Annotated in this window: 14 protein-coding genes; 9 read left to right on the forward strand and 5 right to left on the reverse strand. The window is 62.5% G+C overall.

Going from position 1 to position 13,779, the window contains the following annotated elements; genetic code table 11:
* Nucleotides 1–16: 16 nt before the first annotated feature.
* The 7 genes from menD to SynMINOS11_RS05835 all read left to right on the forward strand — a co-directional run bounded on the left by menD (nt 17) and on the right by SynMINOS11_RS05835 (nt 7,444).
* On the forward strand, nt 17–1,741 hold the full coding sequence (gene menD, locus SynMINOS11_RS05805; RefSeq protein WP_186550451.1) for a 2-succinyl-5-enolpyruvyl-6-hydroxy-3-cyclohexene-1-carboxylic-acid synthase: 1,725 nt from the start codon (nt 17–19) through the stop codon (nt 1,739–1,741).
* Nucleotides 1,714–2,589, forward strand: coding sequence for a 1,4-dihydroxy-2-naphthoyl-CoA synthase (gene menB / locus SynMINOS11_RS05810; RefSeq protein ID WP_186550453.1), 876 nt, complete (start codon nt 1,714–1,716; stop codon nt 2,587–2,589). Before menD ends, menB begins: the two co-directional genes overlap by 28 nt.
* Nucleotides 2,590–2,665: 76 nt before the next feature.
* A complete protein-coding gene (locus SynMINOS11_RS05815) occupies nt 2,666–3,211 on the forward strand; it encodes a L,D-transpeptidase (RefSeq protein WP_186550455.1) in 546 nt (181 codons plus the stop codon).
* Between the two features lie 4 nt (nt 3,212–3,215).
* Nucleotides 3,216–3,800, forward strand: coding sequence for a L,D-transpeptidase (locus SynMINOS11_RS05820; RefSeq protein WP_186550457.1), 585 nt, complete (start codon nt 3,216–3,218; stop codon nt 3,798–3,800).
* A 37-nt stretch (nt 3,801–3,837) separates the two neighbouring features.
* On the forward strand, nt 3,838–5,361 hold the full coding sequence (gene glgA / locus SynMINOS11_RS05825; RefSeq protein ID WP_186550459.1) for a glycogen synthase GlgA: 1,524 nt from the start codon (nt 3,838–3,840) through the stop codon (nt 5,359–5,361).
* Nucleotides 5,361–6,059, forward strand: a complete 699-nt coding sequence (locus SynMINOS11_RS05830) for a hypothetical protein (protein ID WP_186550461.1) — start codon at nt 5,361–5,363, stop codon at nt 6,057–6,059. Before glgA ends, SynMINOS11_RS05830 begins: the two co-directional genes overlap by 1 nt.
* Nucleotides 6,056–7,444, forward strand: a complete 1,389-nt coding sequence (locus SynMINOS11_RS05835) for a UDP-N-acetylmuramoyl-tripeptide--D-alanyl-D-alanine ligase (RefSeq protein WP_186550463.1) — start codon at nt 6,056–6,058, stop codon at nt 7,442–7,444. The genes SynMINOS11_RS05830 and SynMINOS11_RS05835 overlap by 4 nt, the downstream gene beginning before the upstream one ends.
* Here the strand turns inward: SynMINOS11_RS05835 and glmU are convergent, their stop codons facing one another.
* Genes glmU through aroA form a run of 3 tightly spaced genes read right to left on the reverse strand, consistent with a single transcriptional unit; the run spans nt 7,445 to nt 11,006 of the window.
* On the reverse strand, nt 7,445–8,794 hold the full coding sequence (gene glmU / locus SynMINOS11_RS05840; RefSeq protein ID WP_186550465.1) for a bifunctional UDP-N-acetylglucosamine diphosphorylase/glucosamine-1-phosphate N-acetyltransferase GlmU: 1,350 nt from the start codon (nt 8,792–8,794) through the stop codon (nt 7,445–7,447).
* Nucleotides 8,795–8,803: 9 nt separating this feature from the next.
* Nucleotides 8,804–9,721 (reverse strand): MnmC family methyltransferase, encoded by a 918-nt coding sequence (locus SynMINOS11_RS05845; protein WP_186550467.1) that lies wholly within the window; start codon nt 9,719–9,721, stop codon nt 8,804–8,806.
* A complete protein-coding gene (aroA, locus tag SynMINOS11_RS05850) occupies nt 9,693–11,006 on the reverse strand; it encodes a 3-phosphoshikimate 1-carboxyvinyltransferase (RefSeq protein WP_186550469.1) in 1,314 nt (437 codons plus the stop codon). The genes SynMINOS11_RS05845 and aroA overlap by 29 nt, the downstream gene beginning before the upstream one ends.
* 168 nt (nt 11,007–11,174) lie before the next feature.
* On the opposite strand from aroA, the gene SynMINOS11_RS05855 reads away from it, so the two are divergent.
* Together SynMINOS11_RS05855 and SynMINOS11_RS05860 are read left to right on the forward strand one after the other, a co-directional pair.
* On the forward strand, nt 11,175–11,351 hold the full coding sequence (locus SynMINOS11_RS05855) for a hypothetical protein (protein WP_186550471.1): 177 nt from the start codon (nt 11,175–11,177) through the stop codon (nt 11,349–11,351).
* Between the two features lie 62 nt (nt 11,352–11,413).
* Nucleotides 11,414–11,776: a hypothetical protein gene (locus tag SynMINOS11_RS05860; RefSeq protein WP_011935569.1), complete on the forward strand. Its 363-nt coding sequence runs from the start codon at nt 11,414–11,416 to the stop codon at nt 11,774–11,776.
* Here the strand turns inward: SynMINOS11_RS05860 and SynMINOS11_RS05865 are convergent.
* Nucleotides 11,755–12,204, reverse strand: coding sequence for an RrF2 family transcriptional regulator (locus SynMINOS11_RS05865; RefSeq protein ID WP_186550473.1), 450 nt, complete (start codon nt 12,202–12,204; stop codon nt 11,755–11,757). The two genes, SynMINOS11_RS05860 and SynMINOS11_RS05865, sit on opposite strands and share 22 nt — an antisense overlap.
* A complete protein-coding gene (locus SynMINOS11_RS05870) occupies nt 12,204–13,736 on the reverse strand; it encodes a UbiD family decarboxylase (protein ID WP_011935571.1) in 1,533 nt (510 codons plus the stop codon). Before SynMINOS11_RS05870 ends, SynMINOS11_RS05865 begins: the two co-directional genes overlap by 1 nt.
* Nucleotides 13,737–13,779: the final 43 nt, after the last annotated feature.

Genomic DNA, 13,779 nt, shown 5'->3' on the forward strand with positions numbered 1-13,779 from the left:
CGCCACCAGGCCCCCGTTGAGCATCGAGGCTGCTGAGAATCTCCGCGCCGCTGAAGCCCTGCTGTCGGCCTTGATGGGGTTGGGGCTCCAACGGGTGGTGCTGTGCCCAGGAAGCCGCAGCGGTCCATTGGCCCTGGCCGCCTCGCGCTTGGAATCCCATGGCCTGGCGCTGACAACAGGCATTGATGAGCGCTCAGCTGGCTTTTTTGCCTTGGGCCAAACCCGCGCCGATGGCCAACCCACCGCTGTGATCACCACCTCTGGAACGGCGGTGGCCAATCTGTTGCCGGCAGCGGTGGAGGCTGATTTCAGCGCCTTGCCGCTGCTCTTGCTCACGGCTGATCGCCCCGAGCGACTGAAGGCCTGCGGCGCCAATCAAACGGTGAACCAGGAGGCCTATTTGCAGCCGGCCTGCCGTGCCCTGCTTCAAGGGCCCGCTGCGGGGTTGCATGACGCTAGTGATGAGCGTTTGCTGCGCCTAGCTCAGTCGGCCATGCGCCACGCCCTCGGTGCGCCTGCAGGGCCGGTGCACCTCAACCTGGCCTTTGATGAGCCGCTGCATGCCGATCTCAGCGGGCTGCCAGCTGCTGCTCCGCCGGCAGCGCAGGAGCTGCCCCCCTTGTTTGAGCCGCCAGGGCTGGGGAGCTTGGAGCCTTTGGATCCCGATCAGCCCGGGGTGATTGTGGTGGGCCCTTGGCGGCGCGGCCATGGCGGCCGCTTTGTGGCCGCGTTGCAGCAGCTCAACCGGCGCACGGGCTGGCCGATCCTGGCGGATGCCTCCTCCGGGCTTCGGGGCCTGCCTTTGCCGCTCGTCAGCGGTTACGACCTGCTGCTGGCTGAGCCGCAGCGGTTGCCGCCAGCCCATCAGGTGTTGCGCTTGGGCTCGATGCCTGCCAGCCGCCGCCTGCAGCAATGGCTGCAGACCTTTGAAGGGCCCCAGCTCGTGATCACCGAAGCCGAACCGAGGCGGCAGGACCCCTTGGCCAGTGGTTGCGCCCAGCATCCCCATGGGTTGGCTGCTTGGGTGGAACTGCTGCCTTCAGACGAGCCGTCGGCGACCAGCCGCGCCGATGCCGCTCGCTGGCAACAAGCGGAAACCTTGCTGCAACAGCAACTCGATCACGACCTCCCCCTGCAGGGCCCCTGCAGCGAACCGGCCTTGGCCCGGGCCCTGCAGAACCTGATTCCTTCGGAGTGGCCGGTGATGTTGGCCAGCAGCTCACCGGTGAGGGATTGGGAAAGCTTTGCCGGGCGCCAGAGCGGCCACCGCACGATCGTGAGCTTTCGGGGCGCCTCGGGCATTGATGGCACTCTCTCACTGGCCGCTGGGATCGCGCAGCAGTGGCAGCGACTGGTGCTGGTCACCGGTGATTTGGCCCTGCTGCATGACGCCAACGGTTGGCTCTGGCGCCGTCAGCTTTCTGGAGAGTTGCGCCTTGTTGTGATCGACAACGGCGGCGGTGGCGTCTTTGAGCAGTTGCCAATCCCTAGGCAGTCGATGGATTTTGATCGTCTCTTCGCCATGCCCCAGAGCTGTGATGCCATGGCCCTCGCGGCAGCACACGGTGTGGCGGCCCGTGACTGCAGTGCCATGGAGACCTTGGCCGCCGATCTGCAGTGGTTGCTGGAACCTGGTGATGCGATGCGCCTGCTGCGATGCTCCACCGACCGGTCCCGTGATGCCCAGCTGCGCCAGCAGTTGCGTGACAAGCCATGGTGGGAGCAGACACCAGCTCCTTGATGGCTGTGCCCGCCTACCCATGGATCCGTCAGGGCAACTACGACGACGTGCTCTTCGAGCTGTCGGCTGATGAGGGGATTGCGCGCATCAGCATCAATCGACCTGAGAAACGCAATGCTTTTCGGCCTCGCACCGTCAGCGAGCTGTATGACGCCTTTGCCAGGGTGCGCGATAACCCCCGCATTGGCGTGGTGCTGTTCACCGGTGCCGGTCCAGCTGCCGATGGTGCCTATGCCTTTTGCGCCGGTGGTGATCAGTCGGTGCGCGGCGATGGCGGCTACCTCGATGAGGAGGGCACCCCGCGGCTGAATGTGCTCGACCTGCAGCGCTTGATCCGCAGCCTGCCGAAGGTGGTGATTGCCTTGGTGGCTGGCTATGCCATTGGTGGCGGCCAGGTGTTGCATCTCCTTTGTGATCTGAGCATTGCGGCCGACAACGCTCAATTTGGTCAAACCGGTCCGCGGGTTGGCAGCTTTGATGGCGGCTATGGCTGCGCCCACCTCGCACGGCTGGTGGGCCAGCGCAAGGCACGCGAAATCTGGTTCCTCTGCCGCCGTTACAACGCTGAGCAAGCCTTGGCGATGGGACTGGTGAACACGGTGGTCCCCCTCGCTGAGCTCGAGAGTGAGGGCCTGCGCTGGGCGCGGGAGGTGCTGCAGCACAGCCCCACAGCGATCCGCTGCCTCAAAGCCGCTTTCAACGCCGACACCGATGGCATGGCCGGATTGCAGGAATTGGCCGGGCAGGCCACCCATCTCTTCTACCGAACAGAAGAGGGCCAAGAAGGACGCAATGCCTTCCTCGAAAAACGCGCTCCAGATTTCTCCGATCAGCCTTGGCTGCCTTAAACCCTGAGAAATAAATAAAGACTGATGAGTCCAGTGAGACGCACTGGCTAGCAGAAGGGGGAATTCCCCCTCGCCAATGAAAAGTCTGCTGGTGCCCCTGGCCTTACTTCTCGGTCTGCCCTCGGCGGCGAGTGCCGGAGCCCTTCCTTGGGAAGAGCCCGACCTGGCCCTCAAAAAATCCCCCACCACTCTCCTGGAGCTCAGCCGCAGCACCAAGAAGGTGAAGGTGTTCCACAACGGTCAGGTGGTGGCCACCTTCCCCGTGGCTGTGGGTCGCTCCGACGCGCCAACCCCACTGGGTGAGCACACCGTCCACCGCATGATGAAAAACCCGGTTTGGTCGAGCCCTTGGACCGGCCGCCAGGTCAAGCCCCATGCCCTTGGCCCCATCGGCACCCGTTGGATTGGCTTTTGGTACACCTGCGGTAATCGCTCCTCGCTCGACGCCAACCCTCCGGTATTTCGTCCCGGCGCCTGCAATGAAATTGGTTTCCATGGCACCGGCAGCGTGAAGTCGATCGGCACGGCGGCAAGCAACGGTTGCGTTCGAATGTTTGACCGCGATGCCGTGGCTCTCTATGACCTGGTGAAGGAAGGCACTCGCGTCCGCGTTATCGACTGAAGTCATGCGGCTCTTTCAACCTCTGCTCCTCTCAGCGCTGATCGCTGCAGCCACCCCGCTGCAGGCCGGCCCCCTCAGTGATCCCGATCATCCCCTGCGTCCTTTGGAGCTGCAGCTTGCCGAGCTGCCCTCCAATGTGGTCGGTCGCGCAGGACGGCATCTGGTGCTGCATCGCAGCCGCCGTCAGCTGCTGTTGATCGAGCAGGGGCAGTTAGTGAGCCGCTATCCGGTTGCAGTGGGAATGGCCGGCTGGGAAACCCCAGCCGGCACCTTCCGGGTGCTCAACAAGGTCAGCGATCCTTCCTGGGCCCATCCCCAAACCGGTGAGGTGGTCACTGGCGAAGATCCCAAGAATCCGCTGGGCAGCCGCTGGATCGGCTTTTACAAAGACTGTGTTGGCCGCAAAGGCTTCGACGGCGAGCAAATGCTCGACATCAAAGGCTGCACCACCGCTGGCTTCCACGGAACACCCCACCGCTGGACCATCGGCCATGCGGTCTCCCATGGCTGCGTGAGGCTCTTTGATGAGGACATCCGCGATTTGTTTGACCGTGTGCGCACCGGCACTCCCGTAACGGTTCTGCCTTGATTCCTTCGTAAAGTCCCCCGCACATGGCGGGACTTTGATGCGCATCCTCTTTGCTGCGGCCGAATGCGCACCGATGGTGAAAGTCGGCGGCATGGGAGATGTGGTGGGATCTCTGCCTCCAGCCCTCGCTGAGTTGGGTCACGACGTGCGCGTGATCATGCCCGGCTACGGCAAGCTCTGGTCCCAGCTTGATGTGCCCAGCGAGCCGATCTGGCGTGCCCAAACCATGGGCACCGATTTTGCTGTTTATGAGACCCGTCACCCCAAGACCGGGCTCACGATCTATTTGGTGGGCCATCCGGTTTTTGATGGTGAGCGCATCTATGGAGGTGAAGACGAGGACTGGCGCTTCACCTTCTTCGCCAGCGCCACCTCCGAATTTGCCTGGAACGCTTGGAAGCCCCAGGTGCTGCATTGCCATGACTGGCACACCGGCATGATTCCGGTGTGGATGCACCAAGACCCCGAGATCAGCACGGTCTTCACCATCCACAACCTCAAGTACCAAGGTCCCTGGCGCTGGAAGCTCGAGCGCATGACCTGGTGCCCCTGGTATATGCAGGGCGACCACACCATGGCGGCAGCCTTGCTGTATGCCGACCGCGTCAATGCGGTTTCACCCACCTACGCCCAAGAGATCCGCACGCCGGAATATGGCGAACAACTGGAGGGGTTGCTGAACTACATCAGCGGCAAGCTGCGCGGCATCCTCAATGGCATCGATGTGGAGGCTTGGAATCCCGCCACTGATTCGCGGATTCCGGCCACCTACAGCGCTGCTGACCTCAGTGGCAAAGCCGTCTGCAAGCGGGCTCTGCAAGAGCGCATGGGGCTTCAGGTGAACCCCGACACCTTTGTGATCGGTTTGGTGAGCCGTTTGGTGGATCAAAAAGGCGTCGACCTGCTGCTGCAGGTTGCCGAACGCTTCCTTGCCTACACCGATACGCAGATCGTTGTGTTGGGAACCGGGGATCGCCATTTGGAATCGGGCCTGTGGCAAATGGCGAGTCAGCACGGCGGCCGCTTCGCTTCCTTCCTCACCTACGACGATGATCTCTCCCGGCTGATCTACGCCGGCAGTGATGCCTTCTTGATGCCTTCGCGCTTTGAGCCCTGCGGCATCAGCCAGTTGCTCTCGATGCGCTACGGCACCATCCCGGTGGTGCGCCGCGTCGGTGGACTGGTCGACACCGTGCCTCCCTATGTTCCCGCCACCCAAGAGGGCAATGGCTTCTGCTTCGACCGCTATGAAGCGATCGACCTCTACACCGCCTTGGTGCGCGCCTGGGAGGCCTACCGCCATCAAGACAGCTGGCAGCAACTGATGAAGCGGGTGATGCAGGTTGATTTCAGCTGGGCTCGTTCCGCCTTGGAATACGACCGCATGTACCGCGATGTTTGCGGAATGAAGGAGCCCACGCCGGAAGCCGATGCGGTGGCGGCCTTCTCCATTCCCCAGCCGCCTGAACAGCAGGCCGCTCGTGCTGCCGCTGAAGCCGCTGACCCCAACCCCCAGCGGCGCTTTAATCCCCTTGGATTGCTGCGCCGAAACGGCGGTTGATGGACGGCCCCCAGACCACACCGGAGAAGCCATCGCTGCTGCCCGTTCCCTGGAGCAGCCCCTGGAAGCAACTTCGGCAGGATCTGGCGCGCGACTTACCGGCTGTTGGATCCGCGAGCGTGCTGCGCCTGCGTGAGCTATGGCGCCGCAATCGCGAAGGTGATTTGTCGGTTCCAGGCTTTTGGCCCCAAGCGCTGAGCGCCTGGTTCTGGCCGCTGCTGCTGGCCGTAGCCCTGAGCCTGCCGTTGCTGCTGGGGCGCGGAACCACACCAGCACCGGCTGTGGTGCTGGAACAACCGCTGCCTGTAGAGCAGCAGTTGCAGCAAGCTTTTGAGCCAACGCCCCCGGCTCCTCAACCCCTGCCGGCCGCTGAGCCGGAGGTGAATCCTCTGCCCTTGCCAGCTGAACCGCTGGTGAGTCTGGATCCCTTGCTGGCCTTGTTGGACGAGGGCTCAACGGCTGATCTGATCGCTTCGATTCATCCGCTGCCGGATCAAGGGGTGCTGGAGCTCACCCCAAGCGATGGGTTTGCCGCGCTCTCAACATCTGCCCGTCAGCAACAAGCCGATCACTGGTTGGATCTGAGTCGTTCGATCGGTTACGACAACCTGCAGCTCGTTGATGCCACTGGCAAGCTTGTGGGGCGTTCAGCCCAGGTTGGCGAGGGCATGATTCTTTGGAACCTGGCCAACCCATGAGCCCCTCGCTTTGCCTGCAGGATCTGGCCCGCTTGTTGGATGCTCCGGTGCAGCGGCGCAGCGCCCCTGCTGATCCAACGACCTTGGCTTGGACGTTTGAACACATCAGCACCGATAGCCGCGCGCTGCAGCCGGGTGATTTGTTTATCCCGTTGCGGGGCGAACGTTTTGATGGCCACGATTTTCTTGATGCGGCCGTCAGTGTTGGCGTTGCCGGTGCCCTGATCGCCCGCGATTGGGCTGGTTACGTGCCTGAGCAGCTGGCCACTGTGGTGGTCGATGACACCCTCAGCGCTTACCAGCAGATCGCCTTGGCCTGGCGCCGACAGCTCCATTGCCCCGTGGTGGCCGTGACCGGTTCAGCCGGTAAAACCACAACCCGTGAGCTAATCAAGGCTTGCTTGTCTCCATTAGGAGCCATTGAGAGCAGTGTTGGCAACGAAAACAACGACATCGGTGTTCCCCGCACGATGTTGCGCAGTAATAGCAGCCATGCCGGATTGGTGCTGGAGATGGGGATGCGCGGCCTGGGCGAAATTCATCGCCTCAGCGTTTGCGCGGAACCCGATGTGGCGGTGATCACCAACATCGGCACCGCCCACATCGGGCGCCTGGGGAGTCGGGCTGCCATTGCCCAGGCCAAATGTGAGATCACCGATCGCCTTAAGCCCTCGGGTTTGCTCGTGATTCCAGCTGGTGATCCACTGCTGGAAGCCGAGGTCAGCCGCGTCTGGAGCGGGCGGGTGCAACGGGTGGCGCTCAGTGATGACCCCCTGCAGCCAGGCACACCAGCCCCCGATTGGGTCGCTCAACTCCAGGGGCAGAGCATCGAATTGGCCAGCCAAGGGTTGAAGCTCACCAACCCATTGGAGGGGCGCCACAACGCCCGCAATTTCCTGCTGGCTCTCGCTGCTGCTCAGGAGTTGGGCGTCACGGCAGAACAGCTGCGTGATCTGTCGGTGTCGCTGCCTGGTGGACGCGCGCGGCGCTTGAGCATCAATGGGGTCAGCGTCCTCGATGAGACCTACAACGCTTCACCGGAAGCGATGTTGGCCAGCCTGGAGCTTCTGAAGCAGCAGCCCGGCGGCCATCGTTATGCCGTGGTGGGCACGATGCTGGAGCTGGGCGATCAAAGTTTGTCCCTGCATCGCCAAGTGGGGGAAAAAGCGACGGCCCTGGGCCTCGATGGGCTGGTGGTCGTGGCTGAGGAACCTGAGGCCAGTGCTGTGATGCAGGGTGCTGCTGGGCTCAGCAAGTTGGTCTGCGTCGCAAGTCCGGAAGCGGCCGCTGAACCCTTGAAGCAGTGGTTGCGCCCAGGTGATCACGTGCTGCTGAAAGCCAGCCGAGGGATTGCCTTGGACCGGTTGATTCCGCTACTCAGCTGATCAAGCCGGGCCAGCCCAGTTCTCTTTGATCAGCTGCTTGGCGCGGCCCAGGGCCAAGGCCCCATCAGGAACGTTTTTGGTGAGCGTTGATCCAGCGGCCACTGTCACCTTCTTGCCCAGTTGGATCGGCGCCACCAACACCGAGTTGGCACCGGTTTTGCTGCCATCACCAATCACGGTGCGGTGTTTGTTGACGCCGTCGTAGTTGGCCGTGATGGTTCCGGCTCCCACATTCACGCTGGCTCCCAACTCGGCATCGCCGATGTAGCTCAGGTGGTTCACCTTGCTGGCCTCGCCAACGGTGCTCTTTTTCACCTCCACAAAGTTGCCAATGCGGCAGTTGTTGCCGATCACCGCAGCAGGACGCAGGTGGGCAAAGGGGCCAATGCACACCCCATCACCAACGGTGGCCTCGCGAACCACTGACATGACCACCGTGACGCCTCGGCCCAACTCGGCGTCTTCGATCAACGAGCCAGGCCCGAGCCTGCTCTCATCGCCGATCTGACAGCGACCACGTACGTGGGTTTGCGGTTCGATCACCACATCACGTCCGAATTGGCAGCCCTCACTCAAGGTGCAGCTCGCCGGATCCACAAAGGTGACCCCTTCCGCCATCCAGTGATGTCGCAGGCGTTCTTGCAGCATCGTTTCGCACTGTGCCAGCTGCTGTCGGTTGTTGATGCCATTGACCTCATCAGGGTCAGCCACCTCCACGTGCATGGCTTTGGTCAACATCGCCACCGTGTCGGTGAGGTAGAGCTCGCCCTGGTCGTTGTCGGTGCTCAGCTTGGGCAGCACCTCTGCCAACGCCGTCCAGTTGAAGCAATAAATCCCTGCGTTGGTGAGGTTGTTGCGGCGCTGCTCCGCGCTGCAGTCGCGATGCTCAATGATGCTGCTCACAGCGCCTTCCTCGTCGGCAAAGACGCGCCCATAGCCGGTTGGATCGTTCAGGCGAGCTGTGAGCAGGGTCACCTGGGCACCACTGCTGCGATGGGTACTCACGAGTTGGTCAATGGTTTCAGCGCGCAGGAGCGGCACATCACCATTGAGCACCAGCAATTCACCCTCGAAGTTGGCCAGAGGGTCCAGCAGCTGTTGCACGGCGTGGCCTGTGCCGTTTTGGGGTTGCTGCAGCACAAATTCCAGTCCGCCCACAGCGCTGAGCTGCTGCTCCACCCGCTCGGCTTGATGGCCAACGATCAACAGCCGCCGCTCGGGGCTGAGATTTCGGGCACTGGCCAGCACCCGTTCCACCAGGGTGGCTCCAGCGAGGGGTTGCAACACCTTGGGCAGATTGCTCTTCATGCGGGTTCCCTTCCCCGCGGCCAGAACGGCAACCGCCAGCATCACGACGTGTCAACTGGGCGGGAATCTACCGGCATTCCGCAGGCCCTCCCCCTGCTGCCAGCGGCGGCGCCAAGCGCTGGTGCTCAACTGTCCGCTGCTCTGCTGCTGTTGGCGGCGTTGCTCTTGGATTTCAGCAGCCGTGCCTTGGCCAGTGGGATCGAGGTAGGGCACAGCGGCCTGGGTTCGCAGATGCTCTTGCTCCATCAGCGAAAACGCCACCAGCGGTTCAGCCAGTGGCAACTCAGATGGACTGGCCACGGTGCCGCCGCTCCACTGGTGGCGAGCGCTGCCGGCGTGCGGCTTCAATCCAGCCAGCTGCAACCCATGGGTCAGCAGGCTTTGGCGCACGGATGCGGCTGAGCAGTAGGTGGTCAACCGACCTTGGGGCGCCAGGCATTGGCTCACCAGCGCGAGGAACTCCAGGCTCCAAAGCTGCGGGCACACCCCTGGTGAGAAGGCGTCATGGATCACCAGATCGCAGCGCCCAACCAATTGGCTTTGCAGCCCACGCAGGCTTTGACGCGCATCCCCCCAATGAATCGAGGCTGTTCGCTTTTTCAGCGCTTCGACGATCTGGTGGGGCCACTGCTGTTGAAAGCGCTGGTCAGCCAAGGCCAGCTGTAGTGGCTGGGGGTCGAGCTCAAGCCCCCACCACTGCAGCTGCAGTTGGCGCTGCTGACAGGCCTCGAGCAACACAGCGGTGTTGGTGCCGGTGCCAACGCACAGTTCCAAAACCCGCAGCGTGCTGCCAGGCGCAAATCGCTCAAGGCCTGCCGGTGCCAGGAAGGTGTCTTGGGCCTCTTGGATGGCCCCTCGCTCGCTATGAAACGCCTGCCCGTAATCCTCACTCCAGAGGCTGAAGCTGCCGTCCTTGCAGCGGCACGGCTTCAGCAGCCCTTCAGCCCCGCTGCAATCGGGCCAATTCATCCCAGAAACTTGGGTAGGAGACCGCTGCAGCCTCGCTTTGGTCAATGGAGGTGTCGCCGCTGGCGATCAGTGCTGCCACCGCCAAGCTCATGGCCACGCGGTGATCGGTCTCGCTATCAACCTGAGCACCAGTGAGGCGCTGGCCACCTGGGATCACCATGCCGTCTGTGGTTTCCTCCAGCTCGGCCCCCATGGCCCGCAGCTGTCTTGCCATCACGGCTAAGCGGTCGGTTTCTTTGACCCGCAGCTCAGCGGCATCGCGGATCACGCTGGTGCCTTCGGCGCAGAGGGCCGCCACCGAGAGGATCGGAATTTCATCCACCAGCCTGGGGATGAGCTCACCACCAATCTCAAAGGCTTTCAGCGGGCTGTAGCGAACACGCAGATCCGCGACCGGTTCGCCGGCCACATCCCGTTGGTTGAGGACTTCAAGTGGTGCACCCATCTGCTCCAACACATCCAGGATTCCGGTGCGGGTGGGATTGATGCCCACGTTTTCAATCGTGAGCTCGGTGCCGGGCACCACCAAGGCGGCGATCAGCCAAAACGCAGCGGAACTGATGTCACCTGGCACCACCACATGTTGTCCATGGAGTTCAGCGCCGGACCGCACGATCGCGGTGGGGCCTTCCGCCGCGTGTGGCTCACTGATCAGTTCAGCTCCAAAGGCGCGCAGCATGCGCTCGCTGTGATCTCTCGATAGTGCTGGCTCGATCACGGTGGTGCTGCCCTTGGCTGTTAATCCCGCCAGTAGCAGCGCACTTTTCACTTGAGCGCTGGCAACGGGCGTGCGAATCGTGCCGCCGCTCAGGGTTTGGCCCGCAATGGCCAGTGGTGCTTTGTTGCCTCCCTCGCGGCCACCGATTTCGGCTCCCATCTGAGCGAGCGGTTGGGCCACTCGGGCCATGGGCCGGCGCCGCAAGGAGCCATCCCCATCGAGCACAAAATGGCGGCCATGACGGCCAGCCAAAAGGCCCAGCATCAACCGCATCGTTGTGCCGGAATTGCCGCAATCGAGCACCTGGGCTGGTTCTTGCAACCCATCGAGGCCCACGCCTTCCACGCGCACCACACCGCTGCTGTCGATCGCTGAGACCGTGACGCCCATGGCCCTGAGGCAAGCGGCGGTGCTCAAGGGGTCTTCTGCAGGCAGCAGCCCTTCGATGGTGGTGGTGCCTGTCGCGATGGCTCCAAACAACAGAGCGCGATGGGAAATCGATTTATCACCGGGGACGCGCACTGAGCCGTGAAGGCTGCCGCCACCGCTGAGGCAGACGCTGCCCATAGCCGCTCGGAAGTTGCCCCCATGCTGCAGGACGACCCAGAACACAAAAGTTCAAAACGGTAGCGATTGCTACCAAAGGACTTACATTGTGTTCACGTTGGCCCCGGCAAGGGGTGCAGTCAGACCCGCGCCAGGCAACGGGGACGCGGGCAATACGTGGAGGTCCCCATGAACGTCCTCTCGATGATCAAAGACCGGCAAATCAAGGCTCAGCGCCGCTTTGAAGCTGAGTTGATGATGGCCAAGGCCTATCGCGGCGTCGCCTATGTCGACGTCCATCACGACACCCCCATCGAGCAGCCCAGCCAGTGCTCGTATCGCGGGCAGAACTACACCTGCTCTTGAGGTTCAGGGGCTTGCATCGCAGCGCTGACGCCATACCTTGCGCCCAGTGCTGATCAACTCCCATGCGCTCCGGCTTGTTGCTGTTGGTGCTCAGTTCCTTGGCCATTCCCCAGGCCGTTCGCTCTGAGCCCCAACCGCCACCGGGCCTTTGGCTTCGCCAAGGCTGCGTGGATGGTCAGCAACTCATTTGTGATTACCGCTGGCAAGACAGCGACACCAGCGGCTTTCCGCTGATGTACAAGCAGGTCTCCAGCGGCCGGTCTCAGTCGGCTGAGGCTTTCGAATTTCTCTATCGCTGCACGCCCCAACCCAAGGTGGTGCGCATCACCCGGGCTCGTTCATTGGCCAGTGTTCAGCGTTGGACGGCTCCGTCCGCGTTGCGTCAGTACTGCCGCAGCGCAACTCAACCCAACATCAAGCCCTGATCGGGGTCCAGGCTGGCTTCCCAGCTGCGCTGGTCATAGAGCAATTCCGCCACGCTCAGTTGGGAGAGCTCCCGCTCCACAGCCCGTTGCAACCGCTGTTGCAGTTGCTGTTCCAGCCGTTGTCCGGCTTGGCCAATCGCGCCTTCTGCTGACTCAATCTCAAGGTTGAGCTGCCTGCGGCCACCAACGGCGTCGAGCACATCTTGAACACTGAGATCGTCGGCGCGTCGGCTCAATCGATAGCCCCCACTGCGACCACGACGGGCCTCGACCAACTGGGCCTGCCGCAATTGCAGCAGGATTTGCTCGAGGCGAGCCTCCGGAAGCTCCTGGCGTTTGGCCAGTTCAGGCCCCGAGATCACGCTGTGCGGAGACCGGGCCAGCTCCACCAAGGCGCGCAGGGCAATGGTTCCGGCGCGCGTCAGCATCAGCTCAGCCGTTTCAGCACGTGTTCCAGCTGCAATCCAAACAGGCTGGGATCGGGTTCATGGCCCACCAGATCACCCAATCCCAGCTCCTGCCAGCGGGAATCGAGTTTGGCTTCGCTCTCGGCATCACGGCTCAGGGGCTCGCCCCAGTCGTGTCGTTTTTCAGGGCCCACTTTGGTGGTGGCATCGATTGCCAAGCGACCCCCTAGCCCGAGCCGTTCACTGGCGAAATCCAATGAATCAAACGGCGTGTCGTCGAGAACAAAAAGATCCCGCTGCGGATCCACTTGAGCGGCAATGGCCCACACCACTTGACGGGGATCGCGCACGTTGATGCTCTTATCAACCACCACCACAAACTTGGTGTAGGTGAACTGGGGCAGGGCACTCCAGAAGGCCATGGCGGCTCGCCGGGCCTGCCCGGGGTAGGCCTTATCGATGGAAATCACCGCGAGCTTGTAGCTCAAGGCTTCCATCGGCAAAAAGAAGTCGACGATCTCGCTGACTTGCTGACGCAGGATCGGCGTGTAGATGCGATTCAGCGCAATCGCCAGCATCGCTTCCTCTTTGGGAGGCCGGCCACTAAAAGTGGTGAGCATCACCGGTTCGCGCTTCTGGGTCATGCAGTGGAAGCGCACCAACGGCGAGGGTTCCTCCAAGCCGTAGAAGCCCATGTGGTCGCCAAAGGGGCCATCCCCGAGGGTTTCGCCCGGGGTGATGGTTCCTTCCAGCACAATTTCGCTGTGGCTGGGCACCTCCAGATCAACGGTTTTGCAGCGTGCCAAATGCACACCTTGGCCGGCATACAACCCGGCAAAGAGCCATTCGCTGAGTTGCACAGGAATCGGCGTGGCGGCAGCCATTACCAGCAGCGGGTGCACCCCTAGGGCAACGGCTACCTCGAGTTTTTCGCCTCGTTCTGCAGCCTTACGCAGGTGACGCGCGCCGCCGCGCACGCTCAACCAGTGCACGGTCATGCTGCGGGCATCCTGTTGTTGCAGCCGGTAGACCCCCACATTGGGAACCTTGGTTTCCGGGTCTTTGGTGATCACCAAGCCCAGGGTGATCACCCGTCCTGCATCGCCTGGCCAGGGGCGGATCAGCGGCAGCTGGTTGAGATCCAGCTCAGCCTCAGGCACAACCTTTTGGTGGCAGCGGGGTGTGAGGTCACGATCGGGTCTGGCCTTGACCAGATCCCAGAGCACTCGTGAAAAGCTGGTCAGCTCCTTGAGGCCCTTGGGTGGTTTGGGCTGTTGCAGCAGGGCTAGGCGGCTGCCCAGGTCTTCGAGCTCTTCGACCCGCTCGAGACCCATGCTCCAGGCGACCCGCTCAACGGTGCCCAAGAGATTGAGCACCAAGGGCATCGAGCTGCCCTTCACGTTTTCAAACAGCAGCGCCGGCCCGCCCATGGCCAAAACCCGATCGGCGATGGCAGCGGCTTCGAGGTCGCCATCGACAGGAGCGGTGATACGACGCAGTTGGCCTCGCTGCTCAACGAGCCGCAGGAAATCCTGTAGATCCTTTTGGCCCATGGCCCCGCGGCAAAGGGCCCTACTGTCGCGCACGCAAAAGCCA

Source organism: Synechococcus sp. Minos11, assembly GCF_014279855.1.
GTDB lineage: Bacteria > Cyanobacteriota > Cyanobacteriia > PCC-6307 > Cyanobiaceae > RCC307.